The 21,606-nt window shown below is 40.9% G+C and carries 12 protein-coding genes; 8 read left to right on the forward strand and 4 right to left on the reverse strand.

The window, feature by feature from the left end:
- Positions 1–66 precede the first annotated feature (66 nt).
- On the forward strand, positions 67–549 hold the full coding sequence (locus tag I6E84_RS07560; protein ID WP_197217235.1) for a hypothetical protein: 483 nt from the start codon (positions 67–69) through the stop codon (positions 547–549).
- Between the two features lie 111 nt (positions 550–660).
- Positions 661–1,455 carry a hypothetical protein gene (locus tag I6E84_RS07565; protein ID WP_197217236.1) on the forward strand — a complete coding sequence of 265 codons (795 nt, stop codon included), beginning with the start codon at positions 661–663 and terminating at the stop codon, positions 1,453–1,455.
- A 468-nt stretch (positions 1,456–1,923) separates the two neighbouring features.
- Here the strand turns inward: I6E84_RS07565 and cueR are convergent, their stop codons facing one another.
- Positions 1,924–2,316, reverse strand: a complete 393-nt coding sequence (gene cueR / locus I6E84_RS07570; RefSeq protein ID WP_197217237.1) for a Cu(I)-responsive transcriptional regulator — start codon at positions 2,314–2,316, stop codon at positions 1,924–1,926.
- 127 nt (positions 2,317–2,443) lie between these two features.
- Positions 2,444–4,906, reverse strand: a complete 2,463-nt coding sequence (locus I6E84_RS07575) for a heavy metal translocating P-type ATPase (protein WP_197217238.1) — start codon at positions 4,904–4,906, stop codon at positions 2,444–2,446.
- Positions 4,907–5,371: 465 nt separating this feature from the next.
- On the opposite strand from I6E84_RS07575, the gene I6E84_RS07580 reads away from it, so the two are divergent.
- The 3 genes from I6E84_RS07580 (at position 5,372) to I6E84_RS07590 (ending at position 14,932) form a co-directional block, all read left to right on the forward strand.
- Entirely contained in the window at positions 5,372–7,132 is a 1,761-nt protein-coding gene (locus I6E84_RS07580; RefSeq protein ID WP_197217239.1) for a ShlB/FhaC/HecB family hemolysin secretion/activation protein, read from the forward strand.
- A gap of 340 nt (positions 7,133–7,472) precedes the next feature.
- Positions 7,473–14,405, forward strand: coding sequence for a DUF637 domain-containing protein (locus I6E84_RS07585; RefSeq protein WP_197217240.1), 6,933 nt, complete (start codon positions 7,473–7,475; stop codon positions 14,403–14,405).
- A 2-nt stretch (positions 14,406–14,407) separates the two neighbouring features.
- Positions 14,408–14,932 (forward strand): hypothetical protein, encoded by a 525-nt coding sequence (locus I6E84_RS07590; RefSeq protein WP_197217241.1) that lies wholly within the window; start codon positions 14,408–14,410, stop codon positions 14,930–14,932.
- Positions 14,933–15,092: 160 nt separating this feature from the next.
- On the opposite strand, the gene I6E84_RS07595 is transcribed toward I6E84_RS07590, so the two are convergent.
- Together I6E84_RS07595 and I6E84_RS07600 are read right to left on the reverse strand one after the other, a co-directional pair.
- A complete protein-coding gene (locus I6E84_RS07595) occupies positions 15,093–15,620 on the reverse strand; it encodes a hypothetical protein (protein WP_197217242.1) in 528 nt (175 codons plus the stop codon).
- 375 nt (positions 15,621–15,995) lie between these two features.
- On the reverse strand, positions 15,996–17,117 hold the full coding sequence (locus I6E84_RS07600; protein ID WP_197217243.1) for a Fic family protein: 1,122 nt from the start codon (positions 17,115–17,117) through the stop codon (positions 15,996–15,998).
- A gap of 404 nt (positions 17,118–17,521) precedes the next feature.
- Between I6E84_RS07600 and I6E84_RS07605 the strand changes: the two genes are divergently transcribed.
- From I6E84_RS07605 to I6E84_RS07615, 3 genes are all read left to right on the forward strand, one after another.
- Positions 17,522–18,235 (forward strand): DUF6977 family protein, encoded by a 714-nt coding sequence (locus I6E84_RS07605; RefSeq protein WP_110923452.1) that lies wholly within the window; start codon positions 17,522–17,524, stop codon positions 18,233–18,235.
- A 374-nt stretch (positions 18,236–18,609) separates the two neighbouring features.
- Positions 18,610–19,959, forward strand: coding sequence for a diaminobutyrate--2-oxoglutarate transaminase family protein (locus tag I6E84_RS07610; protein WP_110923453.1), 1,350 nt, complete (start codon positions 18,610–18,612; stop codon positions 19,957–19,959).
- Positions 19,960–20,099: 140 nt separating this feature from the next.
- Positions 20,100–21,605 (forward strand): pyridoxal phosphate-dependent decarboxylase family protein, encoded by a 1,506-nt coding sequence (locus I6E84_RS07615; protein ID WP_197101101.1) that lies wholly within the window; start codon positions 20,100–20,102, stop codon positions 21,603–21,605.
- Position 21,606: the final 1 nt, after the last annotated feature.

The following is a 21,606-nucleotide window of genomic DNA, read 5'->3' on the forward strand; positions in this document are numbered from 1 at the left end:
TTTACGGAAATCGTGGTTTAATAGAATGCTAAGCGCGCTATCTAGGCACACTCTAAAGGAATAATAATGACAGTATGGCTACTAGCAATTGATCGAGAATATTCTTCTTATGAAGAATTGAAGTATAGGAAAGTTTTGGGGCAAGGTTGGTCGGCTATAGGAGACCTATCCCCTCTATTACCTGTTAAAAATGAGCAGAAATTTAGAGAAATTATTACCAATTTTGTTAGTTATGTGTATAACGACTGGACAGACAATCGAGATCCGAGTCGAATAATTTTGAACCTAACAAAATTTTCTAAAGGAGATTATGTCATTTGTTGTGAAGGTGAGTCTGTTAGAGGGATTGCAAAGTTAACAGAGTCTGTTGAGTATCATTATGACAATCCAAAATTGTACGAATACTCTCAAGTTGTTTACCCTGTAACAAGTTGGGTAGATCTAAATAATAATGGTAACATCAAAATTAAATCAATGGGGCCTGTTGGTATTCAAAAGTATGGTGGCGACCTTGAATATATTGCATCGTTCTTTGATCCACAAGCTTAACAATGGTTTTCAAACCTGACAAACAACGATTAGCTTTCCACCTTCATCGCTAATTTTAACCAACTATATTATTGCCTGTTAATAAGGTGTTAGATTTACAAGAGGTAATAGATGGACACAGTAAATTTAGAGACTCTAGCATCCAATCCATTTGTGACATTGGGTAGTTTTTCCTTGGCAGTATTAGGAATTACCCTCGCAGTTGTGTTCTACTTTAAATCCCAGAAAAACAAAACGCCTTGCTTCGAGCAATCTAGCAACACAATAATCGAAGGATTGCACAATTCACTTGATGGATTAGAAGTAAGATATAAGGGTTCTACTCAAGAGCGTATAACTGTTACAAAGCTGGCTTTTTGGAATAATGGAAAAGACACAATTGATAGAAGTGACCTAGTAGAAAAAGACCCCGTAAGAATTAGTATTCCAGAAGATATTGATATTTTAGATATTCAGATCATAAATGTCAGCGAGGAGTCTAGTACAGTATCAATTCAGGAAAATAAGGCATGCCCTAATTCTTATATCCTAAATTTTGATTTTCTTGATCATAAAGAATATTTTGTAATACAAGTCATTCACAATGGCTCTTCAAGTGAGAAAATCAAGATTGAGGGAAAGATTAAGGGAGTAAAAGCAATAGAAAAAGTAACTAGCTCTCATGTTCAGTCAACGATATCAAGCAGCTTTCCTTTCTTTGGTGAACAAATGGGCATGTTATTAGCCAGTCCACTACTTATGAAATATGTTGGTTCGCTCACATATTTTTTCATGGCAATGTTTGCTGTATGGAACCTCATGATTGGTAATACACAATGGTTCGTTTGGCTTGGTGTTATAATTTGTCTGTTTATTTCAGGGGCTAGCTATTATATGTTCAGACACATTGTACCAGTAAAAATCTAGCAAGGCGGGTAAGCGAGGTAAAATGCTAGGCACTTCGCTCTTCGCTCCTTTTAAAGTGCCTTACATACTCAACCGAGACCCTTAAAAATTAGTTTGTACCGAACTCACTTGCGCTCAAAAATGGTACATATTTACTTGACGCTTAGCAAAGCATTGATATGAATCTCATTATCAAGTTAAACACATTGATCTTTGCCTAACTTTTGAAGCCATAATTACTCAGCTTGAATTAGAGTGAGTTAATACATAAGATGAAGTAAATAATGTCGTCAGTTCTTGCCAGTAACGGAGCAAACCTTACTTAGTTCGTCGTAGCACCTGTCTTCAATCTATGTTCGTCGTTCAATTACAGTTATTCTATTGAAGATTTTTAGCTGTGTGGACTTGAGCACAGATATTGTTTAGAACGCTTTAGGCGACAGGCAGAAAGGTTCGATGCTGGCATGCCCCATATGGAGAGGGTGATTTTTACTGACCCTGCCCAAGATCCTCTAAGATAGCGCAGTCTGCATTATCATCGCCTGCACAATGATCAAAAGAATTCTGTAGCGAGTTGACCATCTCCTGCAATTGGGCGATTTTTTGGTTTAGCGTTTCGATATGCTCTTGTGTCAGTTGCTTAACATCTGCACTCTGACGGTTGGTATTTTTGCGCAGATACAGCAACTCTTTCATTTGCTTGGATGAGAATCCCAAGTCGCGAGAATGTCTTAAAAAGCATAAGTCGTCGATATCGTCTTTAGAATACAAGCGATAACCTGAGTTCGAGCGATTGACTGTTTCTAGCAAGCCAATCTGCTCATAGTAGCGAATCATTTTGGTAGAGATGCCAGATTTTTTTGATGCTTGACCAATATTCATATTTCTCCTCCTAACTTAAAAAGGGACTTAAATAACAAAAGGGTTTAAATAACCTGTGTATTTAAACCCTATATGGATATCCTTTACGATTCTACATTCACTCTGTAGCGGTTTAGTAGTTCGCTGACTATACTCTAAAGTACTTGAGGCGTAACGCATTACCCAATACGAAAACAGAAGACAGCGCCATTGCGCCTGCCGCAAAAATGGGTGAGAGCAGGATACCAAAGGCGGGATACAAGACACCTGCGGCAATCGGAATCAAAGCAACATTATAAATAAACGCCCAAGCCAGATTTTGTCTGATATTACTGATGGTGGCTTTACTCAAGGCAATCGCGGTAGGCACACCTTGCAGACTACCTGATATTAGCACCACTTCAGCCGCCTCAATCGCAACGTCTGTGCCTGTACCAATGGCCAATCCAACATCGGATTGAGCCAATGCAGGGGCATCATTGATACCGTCACCAACAAATGCCACTCGGCCATATTGTTCTTGCAACTGGCGTATTGCATCCACTTTGCCTTCGGGTAACACTTCTGCCACTACCTGATCAATATTTAATGTTGCCGCAATCGCTTGGGCGGTATGGCGATTATCACCTGTAATCATGGCCACTTTTAAGCCCAACTGATGTAGTGCAGCGATGGCGGCATGAGTCGTCTCTTTAATAGGGTCGGCAACGGCAATGATAGCGGCCAATTGCTGATCAATCGATACATAAAGCGGGGTTTTACCTTCTTGCCCCAAACGTAGCGCATCTTGTTCAAAAGGCGCAACATCAAGCCCCAATTGCTGCATGTAACGATCAGCGCCAATGTGAATCACTTGGCCTGCCACGTTTGCTTGAATACCCAAACCTGTCATCGCTTCAAAGTCAGTGATAGGCAGCAGTTGAATATTCTGTTGTTCTGCGGCTTGTACAATGGCTAAGGCAATGGGATGCTCAGACTTTGCTTCAACCGATGCCACCACACGTAGAACTTGTTCTTTCTCAAACCCTTGTTGGACTTGGAAATCCGTTAAGGTAGGTTTGCCTTCAGTCAATGTGCCCGTTTTATCAACGGCAACCACGCTCACATCCTGAAGCATTTGTAGCGCTTCGCCTTTACGGAATAATACACCTAACTCTGCACCACGACCCGTACCGACCATAATAGAGGTGGGAGTGGCCAATCCCATTGCACAAGGGCAGGCTACAATGAGCACGGCGACCGCATTGATTAAGCCAAAGGTCAAGGCAGGGTCAGGACCAAAAATCAACCAAACTATAAAGGTCAATGCTGATAAAAACATCACCGCTGGTACAAACCACATGGTGACTTTATCCACCAATGCTTGAATCGGTAATTTAGAGCCTTGGGCTTGTTCTACCATACGAATGATTTGTGCTAATACAGAATCTTCACCAATGGCCGTGGCTCGAATATTCACGGTACCGTTTTGATTGATAGTACCGCCGACTACTTGATCACCTGCTTGTTTTTTCACAGGAACAGGTTCACCAGTAATCATAGATTCATCAATATAACTGTGACCGTCAACGACTTCGCCATCGATAGGCACACGCTCGCCTGGACGAATCTCAACTATCATTTGTGCGGTGACGTTTTCTACAGGGACTTCAATGACTTTGCCATCTTGCTGTACACGGGCCGTCTTTGCCTGCATGCCTACTAAATGCTGAATGGCTTGAGAAGTACGCCCTTTGGCCTTTGCTTCAAAATAACGACCTAATAAAATCAAGCTCACAATCATGGCAGCGGCTTCGTAATAAACGTGCACCGTGCCTTCAGGTAACGCTTGCGGGATAAAGGTCGCTATTAGAGAAAAGCCATATGCTGCGATAGTACCAATCGCCACTAGCGAATTCATATCTGGCGCAAAACGCAATAAGGCTGGCACGCCTTTTTGATAAAAGCGTCGGCCTGGAAAGAGTAGTACCAATGTGGTCAAAACAAACTGTATCAACCAACTTTGCTGAGTGCCTAGGTTATTCACCACCCACATATGAAAGGCGGGAATCATATGCGAGCCCATTGCTAGAATGAATACGGGCAGTGACAACAGCGCAGAAAGTCCTAAATCTCGTTTAAGCTGATTTTGCTCCGAGGCTTTCTTATCTTGTCGATCACTTTGGTCTTGTTCTACCAGTTTGGCCTCGTAGCCCGCTTTTTTAACGGCATCAATTAAGTCGCTCGTTTGTATTTGCGCATCACCTTTAATCCAAGCGCGTTCAGTCGCAAGGTTTACAGTAGCTTGTTGCACGCCAGCGACTTTGGCCAAGGATTTTTCTACTCGTCCAACGCAAGAAGCACAACTCATGCCTTCTATAGATAGCTCGATAGGCTTGGTTTCAGTCACCTTATAGCCTGCGCGCTCTACCGCTTTGTTTAACTGGGCGACATCTAAAGGCTGAGATGAATAAACAGTCGCCTGTTCAGTGGCAAGATTTACCTCGGCGTTTTCAACATGTTCAATATTTTTTAATTGTTTTTCGATACGCCCAACACAAGACGCGCAACTCATGCCTTCAATGCTCAGCACTTCATGATAAGTAGGAGTTTTGGTGTTTTTTGTTTTCATAACAACCTCTGTCGTTTTTAACTATATTTTTAATCTTATTTTCAAATCTATAGTGACAGCATATAGGTTGACATCATGGTAAGGTCAAGCGTATTTCTATAATACTTTTAAAACATTACTCTTGAACCGCGTTGTGATGACGAAGTAAGGGTGCGGAAGGTTGAAATGAGAGGAGTTGTAGATAACAAAGGAGAATATTGCCGATAACTTATCTCATGGAAACAAGGTCGGTACCCTAGAACCTCCGGCTGTAGGCTTTTGGATTATTATTTACCATAAGCCCCGTTATGGGAACAGTAAGCATTATCTCCTTCCATCACCACTATAGTCGGCAAGATGCTAATATGACAATCTTACTCCTAGAAGCCAATTAAAATTTATTTAAAAAATCTCGTGGAATCAGGTAAAAATGCGGCATAAATAAGATACAATTATTGTTTACTTTTCTTATGCTAGATAAAAATCATGTCATTAGCTAATCATCTAAAACCTGTTTTGATAACAAGCATTCAATTATGTAGCCTAGGTGGTATTACCTGTCACGCCTACGCCCAATCTGATCTGAATCAAATAGAGCAGCAGCAATACAATCAATATCAACAACGACTTGAAAATTTTGAAGATAGAACCTCCAAGCCTTTTGTGAATCTTAGCGAACCAGCACCAGATACTAGCTTGAAACAGCCACCACTTGGTGAAAGTCCTTGCTTTAATATCTATCAGATTAACTTACAACTGCCTGATGAACCTGCTCTCAAAAAGCAATTTGCTACTGTTTTAGGCCCTATAAAATATGGACAAGGATCCATATTAGGTCATTGTATTGGTCAGAAGGGCTTAAATTATGCGATACGTAACGTACAAAATGCGCTAATCGAGCAAGGTTTTATCACCACTCAAGCGACTATTGAGCCTCAAGACTTGACGAGTGGTGTGCTTAATATCACGATCATACCAGGGCGACTTAACAAGGTATGGCGATCTGAAGACGGTCACCCAAAAACGAACATCAGCAATGCGATCACGCTTTCAGAAGGTGATATTATCAATCTAAGAGACATTGAAACTAGCTTAGAGAACTTTCGCTTGCCTCAATCAGCGATCACCAATATTGATATTATACCTAGCATTAATACTATTAATAATGAGCAGTATGGCAGTAGCGATTTAGTCGTCGCTCAAAAACGCACCACACCCATACAATGGCAACTCAGCATAGATGATTCAGGGAATGAAGACACTGGGAAGTATCAAGGCACGGTGACCACCAGCATCGACAACCCTTTGAGTGCCAATGATGCGTTAAGTCTCTCTTATACTCATTCTATTGACCCTTGGAATAATATAGACAAACTTTCTAATAATAATAGTCTATATATCAATTATCGTTATCCTTATAAAAAATGGCAATTGCAATTGCTCTACAGTGATTATGATTTTAATCAAACTTTGGCTGGTCTCAATCAAGACATTGTTTATAAGGGTAAATCTAATCAAAGCTCAGTTGAGCTTCAAAGACTGATCCATAGAGATCGTTACTCTAAAACCAGTGCCAGCTTAGAGGGTTATCATAAAAACTCAAAAAACTATTTTGATGATCAAGAAATTGAAGTACAAAGACGTCGCACCTCTGGCTGGAAAGCAGGGATCGATCACCAGCGACAAACATCTTTAGGAGATATAACGGCAAGCTTACAATATCAAAAAGGTACGGGTGCGCTATCAGCCATAGATGCGCCTGAAAGCTATATTAGCGAGGCAACTTCTCAGCCCAGTATTTGGAACGCGCAAGTAAGCTTAAGGCATCCATTTAATGTAGATACATCTTCCTACCAGTATATACTTCAATGGCGTGGACAATATAGTCCTCAATCATTAACGCCTCAAGATCGATTTATAATTGGTGGACGATACACTACTAAAGGGCTTAGCGATGAGCAAAGCTTATCAGGCGAAAACGGTATGTTACTACAGCAAGAAATTGCTCGGATCGTACCACTCACTGGACAAGTTACCCTGATGCCCTATATGACACTAGACCAAGGCTGGGTAGGTGGTGACAGTACCGAGTATTTAGCAGGAAACTATCTAATGAGCACCAGTATCGGCGCCCGTATATATGCAAGTAATATAAGTATAGATGGCTTTATTGGTAAAGGTATTCAAGCACCTCGATCAATCGATAAAGACGCAACCGGCGGCTTTAGAGTGACGATATACAACTAGATTTTTGCTGAGCAGCCCTTAGTAAACTTTCTTTAAACTCTAATGTAAATAAAGAACTGGTCATCATAAGATAACCAGTTCTTTATTTTTGCCTATAGTATTTGTAGGTTTACTTAATCATCAATTACTCTATTTTGTTAAACACAATAATTTCATTAATATCAATATTTTATATCTATTCCGTTCTTTAAATTAGGATTTAAAAGATCCATTTTTTATCAAAATTTTTTTCTATAGGCTCTAGAAAATTTATAAAAATAACGCTAGTCTTTACAATAGTTTGTAGATACAATTGCTTACAATTTTTGACATTTATCAACTTTTAAGAGCGATTACTGAGATGAATAAGCAGTGCTATAGAGTAGTGTTTAACAAAGCCCGTGGCATGATGATGGTTGTTAGTGAAGTGACCAAAAGTCAAAATAAAAAAGCAGGTAACAGCAGTGGTAAAAAATCACCAACTGCAAAATCAGAGCCACAATCGGGCACAAACATATCCTATCATCGCTTAGCCATGGCAATTTTATGCTGCCAAAGTATGATCTACACTCAGGTTCAGGCTGCCAACAGCCAAATACAAAATACGGCTAGCAGTGTGCCAGCTGCCCAACGAGCGGCGCTCCTAAAAGCGGCCAATGGCACACCTATTGTCAATATCCGTACACCCAACAGCAATGGTTTGTCTCATAATACTTACAACCAATTCGATATCGGGTCTAACGGTGCCATACTAAACAACAGCATAGGCGGAGTAAGCACCCAGTTAGCTGGCGCTATCGTAGGCAACCAGTATCTTGCACAAAGCGCTGCCAATACGATTCTGAACGAAGTTCGTAGCAATGCTCCAGCCAAGTTCCAAGGTAACCTTGAGATTGCAGGACAACGAGCAGATGTCATAATTGCCAGTCCATCGGGTTTGCAGATACAAGGTGGTGGGTTCATCAATGCCAATCAAGCAACGCTAACGACTGGTACGCCTAAAATCGATAGTGCTGGCAATCTGACAGGATTTGATGTCAAGCAAGGACAAATTCAATTTGATAATGCGGCGACAGGCAATGCACTCGGTGGTGATCTCTACGATGGTAAAAACAAAAACCAAGCCAACTATGTAGATGTCCTAGCAAGGGCTGTGACAATCAACGGTCAGATTCATGCCAATCAAGATATTAATATCGTTAGTGGTAGTAATACTGTTGATTATGATACGGGCGCCGCTACGAAGATTACTGGTACAGGGACTGCTCCAACCTTAGCAGTCGATGTGAGTACGCTTGGTGGTATCTATGCAAACTCTATTAACCTTGTCGGGACGGAGAACGGCTTGGGCGTTAGAAATGCCGGTAATATAAAAGCCACTCAGCAGATTGTACTGACCAACTCAGGAAAAATTGAGAACACAGGCGCTATACAGACCACTAAAGCTCAAACCAGCTTATTGAGTATAAATGCCACAGGCACTACAGGAAGTATTGAACACAGTGGTAATATCGGTAGTTATGGCATGATCGATATCCAAGCTGATAAGGATATTTTACTCGATGAAGGGATTATTAAAAAAAGCAGTGCTGGCACTGCCACTCAGTTGATGCCAGACATCTTACGAATGGATGCTGCTGGCGACCTAAAAATGTCAAACGGTTCCGACGTTCGAAACTTTACCATAGTAGATGATGAAGCAAACATCTACCTGCATTCAGGTCGTGATACTTATGTTGATAGTCAAAGTATCGTAGGCTCAAACGGTGGCGTATCTATAGATGCCGATCGCTATGTGCGTCTGCTTGATGGCAGTAATACTTTTGCTCGTTATGCACCATTAACTGTCCATTCTAAAAATGGCACATTGGTTGATAATAGTAGAGTATCTGGCCGCGGTGATGTACATATTAGCGCAAGTAAAGCTGATAATACCAAGACGGCCGATACAGTGATTCGTAATCAAAGTGAATTGCAGGCGCAAAATACGCTAACACTTAGCGGTGAACGTGATGCTTATCTTAGCTCAGGCAGTCGTGTCGTTGAGTCAAATGATTTTGCATTACAAGCTGGTCGCAATGCGGTTATTGACAACAGCGGCAGCATCAAAGTTACTAACGACGCTGTTGTACAGGCTGAAGAGCTGGCTTATCTGAAAAATAACAGCCAACCTATTAATATCGGCAAACAACTCATTGTCCAAGGCAAACAGGCCACGGTACTTAATACTACTGCCAATGCAAACGATGGTATTTACATCAATAGCCAAGGCAAAGATACGACTATTACCAATAGTAATTTGAATAGCGTTAAAGGCGCAGTCACGGCTGTAGCAAATCAGGCAGTTCTAAACGTTAATAATCTGAGTACCGATGCTAACAGCACGATACTGGCTGCTACAGGTGATGTCAATATTGTAGGTAGTACACTCAAGACAGATAATATTGCGATTGAATCTGGACAGGATCTAACAGTCACTCAGCTTACTACCTCTAATAAAGATATCAAACAGACGGGTAGTATCAGTACAAACGCTAAAGGAACGTCAGATATTACAGCCAGTCAGTTGAATAACACTGGTAATATCAGTATTAGTAGCGACAAGTATCTAACCATCATTGATACTGATATTAATTCAGCAAAGAATTTGAGCTTAGAAAGCAAACAGCGCTTTTATAACAATGCAAGAGTAGAAGAAAATGCCGATGGCAAGCTGTTTACTAACTACAATGCAAATACCAAGCAAAATCACTTTACTGCTGGTGACGTCTTAAGTATTGATAGTAGCTGGTGGCAAATACATAATGACACTGACTTTAACGGCAGTGCAATACTGATAAATACAGATTCTGGTCACAGTTTATCAAACAATCTCAACCTAACCGCGACAGGTGTCAGTAAAAACGTTGATAAGAATATTAACGGTGATATTCAAATCGTTAATAAAGGTACTATTGCCTTAGATCAACGGCATACTATCAATGCTAAGAATGATCTGGTTATCCAAGCGGATAAAGGTATTAAGATTACTAAAATGCCTAAGATCGTAGCACAAAGTATCGGACTCAAAACGACGATTGCAAATACTGAAAAAAATGATCAAGGCGTAGATAATACTTATGGTGATGGAGATATCAGTATTACAAATACTGAGTTATCAGCGACCAGTAGCTCAGGTAACGGTTTAGTCATTGATGCTGCCAACCATTTGAATATTATCGATGCCCAAATACTCTCGACCGGTAGTAGTACGCTAAAATCAGGCAATCTGATGCGGTTAAACAACAGTAACATCAGTTCTGGCAAACACCTCACACTCGATAGCAATAATCAATTTATTACCAATGGTGAACGCTATGCTACAAACTCAGGTACTGTAGATGCGCCAAAGTGGAGTAATAGCTGGAGACATGTGGCTGGTGATACAACACTGAATGGGAATGAAATCGTTTCTATAGATAGCCGCTGGGCGCAGGCCTATCAGAATACAGATATCACTGGTGGTGCTGTTATTGTAAATGCAGGCTCTAGTCTTGGTCTAAACAGTAACGTAAATATCGATGCCAAAGGTAGTACGGCACTTGCAAAAAATACAACAAAGTTGAGCAATGGTGACGCTGCAAATACTTTAAATGGCGACTTGATAGTTACTAGTACCTCTAGCAACATAACTATTGATCCAACCAAAGTAACTCTGGCTGCTACAGGCGACGTCACCTTAGCTGCCCAGGGTGGCACACTATCCCTAAAAGGTTATAAAGGCACGCAAGGACTTGGCTCTGAAAAAATAGTCGAGCTAACTGCTGGGGGTAATATAAACCTTAGCGGTAAAGATGTCATAGTTGAAGGTAGTGATTTAACCTCAAAGTTGAATGGTATCAATATTACTGCCACTAATGGTAGTGTGGAGTTAAAGGGGGTTAAAAATAGTTTTAGTAACTATATTTCACCTTATAAAGTTAAAGATATTGAACAACAGATTATATTCGTAAATAATGAGCTCAAGAAATATGATGCTGATATAAAGATATTAACCGAAGCAGAAACTCTGAATGGGTATCTTTTAGAGGCCTATTCTTTAAATAACCATAATATGGTTCAAAGTTTCAGAGCAAGATTGTATCCATTAATAAATTCACCTGAATATAAGCAAGCAAAACAAAACGAAGCTGTTATTAACCAACTTAAAGAGCAGTCTGAAGACCTTAAGCCTATCCTTGAAATCTCCAAGAAAGCATCAACTGGATTTGAGCATAAATCCGCCTCGTTGACAGGCAGCAAAGACATCAACATCACTGCTAAGCAAGGCGTATTGATCGAAGGTAGTGGAATCACGAGTAGCACTGGCGGCATCACTATCTTAGCTGAGGGTAATCTTGCGCCTACTACAATCATTGGTACTGATCCGACAAGTAATTTAAGCAAAACGTATATTAACAATGACAGTATTCGTATTACGGGGCTTGCTGATATCTATCAACAAGGCAATATCAGCAATGGAAATATTACAGGTCCAAACTACTCCTACCATCAGATCGTTAATCAACCTACACTCACAGCAAAAAATGATATAAAAATATCGGCTCAAGGCAATTTACCTAAAGCGTCAGAGACATATAGCAGTGCATCAAAAACTTATACCACGAATAATGCGGTCATCTTAAACAGCGCTGATATTAAATCTACTAATGGTAATGTCCGTATTGATGCTGCACTTGGTGATGTCAATCTTGAATCTGCTCAAGCCGCCTTTATGGATGGCTCGCAAACCACTAGTACATCACGGTCATGGTATGGCAAAAAGAAAACTAAGACCACGACTAAGACGTCTAATAACAGCAACGCAGTCACTACTGATATTCAAGCAAAAAACATCAGTTTAACTGCAGATGGCAATATTAATATCTATGGTTCAGAGTTGACAGCAGCATCTACTGGTAATATTAATCTATCGGCGGGTAAAGGGCTATATTTATACGCCATTGATGATATTGATGAGAGTACGACTGATATTAAGAAAAAGTCTAGCTTCTTAGGTGTCCGTTATAATAAAGACCATACCAATGATACTAGACAAGAGTTATCGCAATTGCCTACTACCTTGATAGGTGGCAAGGCTTACACTCAATCAGGTAGTAATACTTTATTGCAAGGTACAGTATTTGACACATTGAAGCCAGCTGACATTAAAGTTGGTGTTGGCAAGTATGCAGACGATGCCGCTAAAGTAATCTTAGTGCCTATTACCAATCAAATCACAACCACGCATACTCAAGAAAGAGAAAGTACGGTTTGGATGAAAACAGTTGATCAGGGCAGCGTAGTCACTACCGCCTCGTTACCTAAATTTAATCAAGTACCAACCATCACTTCACCAGGTGGTGTGACAGTAGCGGTGCCTGTTGATGTGACTGTTGACGCTAATAATAAAGCCAAGGCAAACATTCAAAAAAACCAAGAAGAACTAGGAAAGATTGCCCTTAATCTGTCTAAGCAACCGGGCTATGAATACCTCGCTACTCTAGATAAGAGTAATGATATCAACTGGGCACAAGTAGAACTGATTCAGAAGAATTGGAACTATACGCAAGAAGGATTGACGCCTGCTGCTGCGGCTTTGATTGCTATTGCCGTGACTATGGCAACAGGTGGCGTTGGTGGTGCTGCTGGAATGGGGGCAACACTTACAGGTACAACAGGCGCAATGGGCGCAGCATCAACCGCTGCATTTTCAAGCCTTGCTGCGCAAGCCTCGGTCACTTTGATTAATAATAAGGGTGATATTAATAAGACGCTTAATCAACTGGCAAGTAGCGCAACGGTTCGCAGTATGGCAACCGCTGCATTGACGGCTGGATTGACGGCTAAGCTCAATTTACCGCAAATGGCTAGTAATGATTTTGCTAATAAGTTGGTAAATGGCGTTGCCGAAGGTGCGACTGGTGCATTTGTTAATGCTGCAGTCAACGGTGTGAGCTTGGAAGATGCTCTAAAAAATAGTTTGCGTAGCTCCTTAATCGATGTTTTTTCGGCTGAAGTTTATAGTGAGTTTGTAAAAGATTTTGACTCAGACTATTTCGCTGATAATTTAGCTCATAAGTTAGTTGCTGCAGGTGTAGGTTGTATATCAGCTAGTGCTAATAAACAGAGCTGTGACGCTGGTGCGCTTGGCGCGGCTGTCGGTGAGATGCTTGGTGATTATTTAGTTGATGACTCAAGATTATTGACTCTCGACGAAGAGAAAAAAATTCTAGACTATTCTAAGATGCTTGCAGGAACTGTGGCTTTACTAACTAATGTAGACGTAGATACCGCAGCTAATAGCGCTAGCATGGCAGTTGAAAACAATGCTTTAAAGCAACCTAAATATGGTTCTAAGTTTCTAAATGGTGCAGTCGTTTTGCTTGAGCAAGCAACTGGTGGTTTGGCTGGTGCTGCTGTAAGCGTAGGTAAAATTGGCGAACCCTTCTTAAGTCCTCTTGACACCTATGCAGGTTTAAAACAATTTGCTAATCAAGACGACAAAATGCTCGCCGTTCAATTAGCAGTTGCCTATGACTTGCAAACCAGAGCAGATAACTACAATATGCATGCTGCTAATGGCAGCAACTTTGGTATGGGAATGGAATCTGCTATAAATACTCTTGATGCAGTATTCATAGGAGCAAGTATAGTTAAAGCTCCTTCCCAATTATTGAGTGCGTTGCCAAAATTAAAAGCAGGAGCGAGGGTAACCCATAATGGTGCTACATACATTCTAAAAAATGGTAAGATCATTACTGCAACAATAGCTAATTCAGCGCTTAGACCTTCGGTTCCTTGGAAATCACAAATAGGGGCAGTAGGTATTGATATTCCTTCTGTTAATCCTGCAAAACGAGTTCCGACGACGACACCTTATGCTAGCCCAGGTAGTACAATATATGATGGAGTTGCAACTAGAGTAAATATAGTCGACAAAGCAACAAATTTTACACCATTAAGAGATAGCGGGTCTCCTGTTAGCTCAGGATTTAAACATGTTGTCGATGGACATTTTAATCAACCTTTAGGTAAAAATAGATCAGTATTTACAATTTCAACTCAAGAGTTAAAGTCCATACTTGGTAATGCTTCAATAACTAAAGTCCCAGTAACAGCGATGGTAGGTGGTCAATATACACGCACTGTTAACACAAGAAAAGTTATCGGCAATGCATCGTTAAATCAAGGTGGTAAACCAACTACTTATATGAAGATATTTACAGATTACCAAGGTAATTTAATAACGGCTTACCCAGTTAAAGGCCTTTAATTATGAACTACAATTCAAAAGATTTTGATCTTATCAAAAACAGTTTTATTAACATGGAAAACAATACTTCTTTGTTATACTCTAAAACCATTATATACGTACTTAATAAATATGAACAAATTTTTAGTAATACGCCACTTTCTAGTTATGGACTTTTAAATTATAAGAATTTAAATCCGGATTATTATCCAATAGAGCAGGCTAATATTAGTGAAGAAAGAGTAAAATTACTTGTCAATCGTCTGGTATCTGTAGACTTTCAAGATATAGATACATTTGCAATGTTTCTTAGAAGTGACATAGAACGTTTATTTTATTTTGAACTAGAAGATTATATATGTCCAAACTGTGGTTCGGAAGGTGGTGGCGAAGTATTATTGACAAGATACGAAGGCTATGAACCTCTTTCTTTCTTATGCCTTGCTTGCAGTTATTCAAGATTTTTGAAAGGTGGTAAACCAGAAGGTTATGTGACTTTTATACCACTAACGACTGAAGAACTTAAAGAACATGGATACTTACAGTAAATTGCAATAAATAATTTGTAGGTTAAGTACAACTTGTGATTTCCATATAGGTATTAGCACGTAAACACCATTAGAAAAAGCAAGCTCAAAAGCTCAATTTTTCTACAATCTTAAAACACAAATAACTTTGGTCATGTGCTGCCAGAGTTATTTTTATAAATCAGTTATTAATAATAATCGGATAAGAAATAACCCGTGGCTCAGGTGGTGGCGCAGTTCGCACTACCTCTGTCATGGGCTTCTCTGTCGCTTTATCTTTTATCCAGAAGTCAACATAGCTGTCTTTACTAAACCATGACGTACCAATGTCAGTAGCGAAGTCCAGCTGATAATTAGTGTTAGCTTTGGCATCAAAGGTAATCTTGGTAGGCAGCGTATAGTGTCCTGCCATACGATAAGTAACAGTTAATGTATGCTCACCCGTCGTAAGTGGATAAACATTATCCCAAGTATCGCTGTAAGTCTCTTTTTTCTCTTTAGGGACGCGCTTATCATCAATTTCCATAATATAGGCGATACGATCACCAACGAGCTTTGTATGTCGTGGTTCCATTTTACCCATAACAGTTGCGCTCGCGCCTGATACTGGCGGCTGATAGATCAGCTCAGATGGTAACTCTTTGACATTTTTCATGCTCATACAGGCGGTTAATAACGGTAGCATACATACCAATACAGTCCACTTCATCGCTTATCCTCTATAGAATCAACTCCATTAATAGTCGTCATCTGTAATAATTTTTTAAAAACATTCGTTGGTAAAAATCTAACGTTTATAGTTTACCTCTTTATCTTTTCATCAGTGGTATTTTTATTAGGAATTATCGCAATAGCTAGGGCGTAATGTACTTTGAGCTTGTTTGATCATTATTGGTATTTTTGGGTATTCCCAAGGGAACCAGCTACTTCAGCCTTCAAACCTATTAACAGACTACTCAAAACAGACTGGTATAGTGGAACCACTAACAATAGACCGCGAGCCTTGATACTCTAGATCCTCCCTAATTGAACGTTTCTCAAATTGTGAAGCGTCCTTAGAAAATTGTTTATTAATATTCTAAATTCACAACATGACTTCATAACTCGTACTACGTCCTGAGGCATCAGATTTTTTTAACATGCCTTTTTCTACCAAATCATTAATATCTCTTAATGCAGTATCAGCCGAACACTTGGTTATCGTTGCCCATTTTTTAGTGGTCAGCTTGCCATAAAAATTCGTTAGTAAGGTATTGAGCATAGTTACCTGTCTAGTGTTTAGGGCTTGTTGACGGTGCGTCTGCCAAAATTTTGCTTTGCTGATAATCTTATTGGTTGTTGTCTGGGCAGATAGCAGTGCTTGCTCTAGCGTCTGTAGAAACCAAGTTAGCCACTCAGTCACATCGGAGTCGCCTTTTTGTGTGCGCTCTAGTATTTTATAATAGTCATTGCGCTGCTGGAGTATCTGAGCCGACATACTATAGAATCGCTGCTGACTATTATCACTTTGCGCCAGCACCCGCTCAGTGATGGCACGAGTTAAACGGCCATTGCCATCATCAAAAGGATGCAAGGTGACAAACCATAAATGAGCGATACCGGCTTTGATAACCAGATCTAAGTCGTCTTGCGCATCTGCTGCTGTATTGAACCATAACAAGAAACGTTCTAACTCTATAGGCAGCCTCTCAGCACTTGGCGCTACAAAATGAATCTGTTCGCGCCCATAGCCGCCAGATACCACTTGCATAGGGCCTTTGCTATCATCACGGATTTCTCCTGTGTTAATACGATATAGACCGCTATACCCTGTTGGAAACAAAGCGTGATGCCATCCCAACAAGTCAGTCAGGGTCAGCGGTGACTGATAGCCATAAGTGGCTGCGAGCATCATCTCAACGATAGCATCAATCTCACGCGTCGCCGCTGGCATGTCACTAGTATCTATGCCCAAGTGACGCGCAACAGAGGAGCGTACCTGCTCATTATTCAGCGTTTCACCTTCAATCTCAGACGTTTTAACCACTTCAAGCGTCACCGCATCCAACTGTGCTTCAACGTTTAAATCAAACCCTAGTGTTGATAGCTGCCCGAGTAAATAACCTTGTAATATACGCACACGGCTAACCAATGGCAGCAATTGTTTATCTGACCAGTGCCACTGTGTCCAATCTGATCGCTCATGGTTGTATGTCACATATTTCATAACTTTCTCATAGATGCGGTGATTAATAATGCTATTCAATGCATATTATGCGGAGATTGTCACGGTTATTCAATGCATTTAGGATAAAGTAAGACGAATATAGGTCAAATACACTGCTTATGTTTACACCATGCAAAGCATTGATGCAAAAAACTCAGTAAGGTTATCAATAACCTTGAAATAGGGTAGGATAAATGACTAAGAATAAGATAAACTGCCTCCGCGAGCGTTGACTCGGTTCAGCGCATTTCAGATTGAGCAGCGATATTTTATTACTAGAAAGTAAAACCCCAATAATAAAGAACGTTGATAGCAGTGACAGAATCAGCTGTCATAAGTATTTTTGCTAGATTAATGATGAAAGCACACTTTATACAAGACCATTGATATTAAGGCACATCACTATGGAAGACGCACCAAACACGATAGAACAAAGACCCGTATTCATGCCCAAAGTCAACAGTGACAATTTGGTAAAAACAGACATGGTTATGTTTGAGCGACATGTGGGATTTGCAACCAGACAAAAGAAAAAATCCATCAATGACCTACAACAAGTCATTCGCAAAAAGTATGGATTTAAGCAAGTACTTGAGCTCTCTAGCAAGTCTGGCAATAAGCTGAGTTTTCCGCTAAGCCCGTTCAGCTTACAGATTACGGATGAGCATGATGGCAATCCATATAGTGTCGAAAATGCCTTTCAAGCCAGCATGATTTTTGAAGATGGTGGTCCTTATCTTGATCTGCTAACAGTAGCGCCAAGACAAGCCCGCAAAGATGAGCGACTCACCACCTCAGGCGAGCTCATTGGCTATAATTACTTTGGTATGGAGTGGGGCGTAGAGCCATTGACCACGTTTTATGACTGGCTGTACGTGAATGCTCTAAAGCAAAACCCTCAGCTGCATGAGGAGGTCATTCAATATCAAGGGTTCACTGATATCACTTTTAATCCTAAAAAGTCCATCCATAGTGCGGCATATGCGTTAGCGTTATTTGTGGCGCTGCATAAACGAGAGTTGCTCGATAATGTTGAAGATCCAATGACGTTTTATGACTTATGCAACGGTTTTAAGATCAGTAATACTGAGCACCTGTTGGAAGATGGTTGGGTCTAATAGTTAGACTACTGCATCCGTTAGTAGTTAGTAGGCATTAGATAGCAGGCAGATATAACAAAAGAGCACAGAATATCTTCTGTGCTCTTTTTCGTTTATCAAATCAACATTCGCGCTAATTTTTTCTCGTTTGATGGCCATCTATCTTATTTTTATCTCCATTTTTGAAATGAGGATACACCCTAACATATCGAAAAAACCAATAAGTAGGGGTTGACAGAAAATCATCAGAGGTAGATACTACGCGTCATTGATAATAATGATTATCATTTACATTATTATTCAATAAAAATAAGCAGTATTTTAAGAAGTAAGCGTCAACACTTACTTTTGAATGTTTATCCAAGACGACTGACAATAACAAGGCTAAAGCTATGGACACGATCCTTTTAGACAAACCACTTGATAACGAATGCTACTTACACCGTCAAGAACAATTTGAATCGAAGGTTCGCAGTTATCCACGTAAGCTACCTTTTGCGATTCAATCAGCCAAAGGGGCGTGGATTACTGATGTGGAAGGTAATGAGTATATCGACTGCCTATCAGGTGCTGGCACGCTGGCACTTGGACACAATCATCCCGTAGTCATAGAAAGCATCAAAGCGCTATTAGACAGCAACCTACCGATGCATACATTGGACATTACTACACCTTTAAAAGACAAATTCAGCGAGTTCATGTACAAACTACTCGCCACCAATAGCGATGAGTATTGCTTGCAGTTTTGTGGCCCGACGGGTGCTGATGCGGTAGAAGCGGCTATTAAACTGGCCAAACAAGTCACGGGTCGTTCAGGTGTTGTTAGCTTCAGCGGTGGCTATCATGGCATGACACATGGCGCGCTGGCGGTGACAGGGAACTTGGCACCTAAACAAGGTATCGAAGGTCTGATGAGCTCGGTACAGTTCTTACCTTATCCCAATATGTATCGCTGCGCGTTTGGCTTGCCTTTTGAGCAAAGCATTCATGCCCATATGAGCTACTTTGAAAACTTCCTAAAAGATGTAGAGAGTGGCGTGGTGAAACCAGCCGCGGTCATTTTGGAAGTTATACAAGGGGAAGGCGGTGTCAACCCTGCGCCCATAGAATGGCTGAAGCATGTGCGCCGAGTGACAAAAGAGCTAGGAATCATGCTGATCATCGATGAAGTACAAACAGGGTTTTGCCGTACAGGACGTTGGTTCGCTTATCAATATGCCGATATTGACCCTGATATGATTGTGATGTCAAAAGCAATCGGTGGTGGTCTGCCACTTGCAGTATTGGGTATCAAAAAACAATACGATGTATGGCAGGCAGGCAATCATTCTGGCACGTTTAGAGGCAATCAATTAGCCATGGCGACTGGCCTTGCCACTCTCAATTACTTAAAAGACAATAACGTTGCTGACTATGTTTTAGAAATAGGCGCATGGTTCATGTCGCAGCTAAAAATACGCCAACAGCGCTATCAAAAAATGGGCCAAGTCAGAGGACGTGGTCTCATGATTGGTATAGAGATTATCAATCCCAGCCTACCTAAGCAAAATGATGGTAGCTATCCAGCAGACAGCGATGTGGCTGCCAAAATCCAACAAGCGTGTTTCAAACATGGATTGGTGATTGAAAAGGGCGGGCGCGGTGGCACAGTACTGCGATTATTGCCGCCCCTCAATATAACCAAAGATGAGCTGCAGCAAGTCTTGCAAAGGCTTGATATGGCGCTAGAGGACAATCAATAGTCTTGCCAGCGCTTTAGCATGATTCACACATTTATAAAAAAGCTCTGATAACAACTCTAATAACGACTCTAATAACGACTCTAATAATAAGTCACTTATTTGCGATTTATACCATCGTGGAATAAACAAGTGAGGATATTTTGCATTTATTAAATCAGCAAACCAGTGAGCAATATGTCACGCATATGCAAAAAACCAGCGCTGTCATCAAACAATGGCTAGACGACAATAACGTCTATTTGGGCGGCACGCCGCAACAAGTGCAAGCGAACAATACCTTTAGCATCCGTGAGCAAGGGCGAGATATCGACACGATACTCGCTGATATTCAAAACAAGTTTTTACCCAGTTGTGTGTCGACGGCCAATGCGAATTGCTTAGCTCATTTGCATCCACCCACACTAGTTATTGGTCAGATTGCTGAGATGATTATCGCGGCTACTAACCAAAGTATGGACTCGTGGAATCAAAGTCCAGCAGCGACCTATATCGAAAAAGATTTGATCCATTGGCTGTGTCAACGTTGTGGGTTTGATGATATCTCTGGTGCCCTCTTTGATGAACAAACAGGCCCTAACGCTGGTGGCGTCTTTACCAGTGGTGGTACGCAAAGTAATCTGATGGGTCTACTCCTAGCACGCAATCAATTCTATAAAGCTAAGGGCGTTGATGTGCAAAAGGATGGCCTGATGGGTCAGTCTGTTGGCAAAATCCTGTGCTCAGACCAAGCGCACTTTTCTATCGAAAAAAACGCGGCGCTACTAGGTCTAGGTCAACAATCTGTCATTAAAATAGCGACCGATGCATCAGGCGCCATGCTGATGTCTGATTTACAACATCAGATAGATAAGCTGGGTGCTGACAATGTGATAGCCATCATCGCAACTGCTGGCACTACCGATTTGGGTGCTATTGATCCTCTAATGGCTATTGGCAAGATCTGCCGTGATGCACAGATATGGCTACATGTCGATGCGGCATGGGGTGGGGCATTGCTATTGTCACAGCGCTATCGACACTTGATTGACGGCCTGAACCAAGCTGACTCTATTACTCTAGATTTTCACAAGCATTTCTTCTTACCGATTAGCTGCGGTGCTTTTCTCTTACGAGACAATCAAAATTTCGAGAGCATTCGCCATCACAGCGAGTATTTAAACTCTGCTGATGACGAACAGGACAATATCCCAAACTTGGTGACGTACTCTTTACAGACCACACGCCGTTTCGATGCTTTAAAGCTGTGGATGGCGCTGGACTTACTGGGAACGGATGGCTATGCATCCTTGATTGATAACTGTCTAGATACCGCCAAGCAAGCGGCACAGCTGATTGATGCAAATGAAAATTTTGTACTGGTACATGAGCCTATTATCAGCAGTGTTTTGTTTTACTTTACACCTAAAGATACCACTCTATCTGACGAGCAACTCGCACAGCTTAATCGTCACATTGCTCAAGCACTATTGGTCAATAACATTGCCAATGTGGCCACCACCCAGTTTGAGCAACGCCTTTGCCTTAAATTCACCATTCTAAATCCAAATACCCAAATCAATGATATTGCAGACATCATTGAGCAAATGGCTATTGCTGGTTTTAACCAACTTAATTCTGACAACCTGAACGTTGATGGGAAAAAATAAC

This window comes from Psychrobacter sp. SCQQ22, assembly GCF_015864605.1.
GTDB lineage: Bacteria > Pseudomonadota > Gammaproteobacteria > Pseudomonadales > Moraxellaceae > Psychrobacter > Psychrobacter fozii.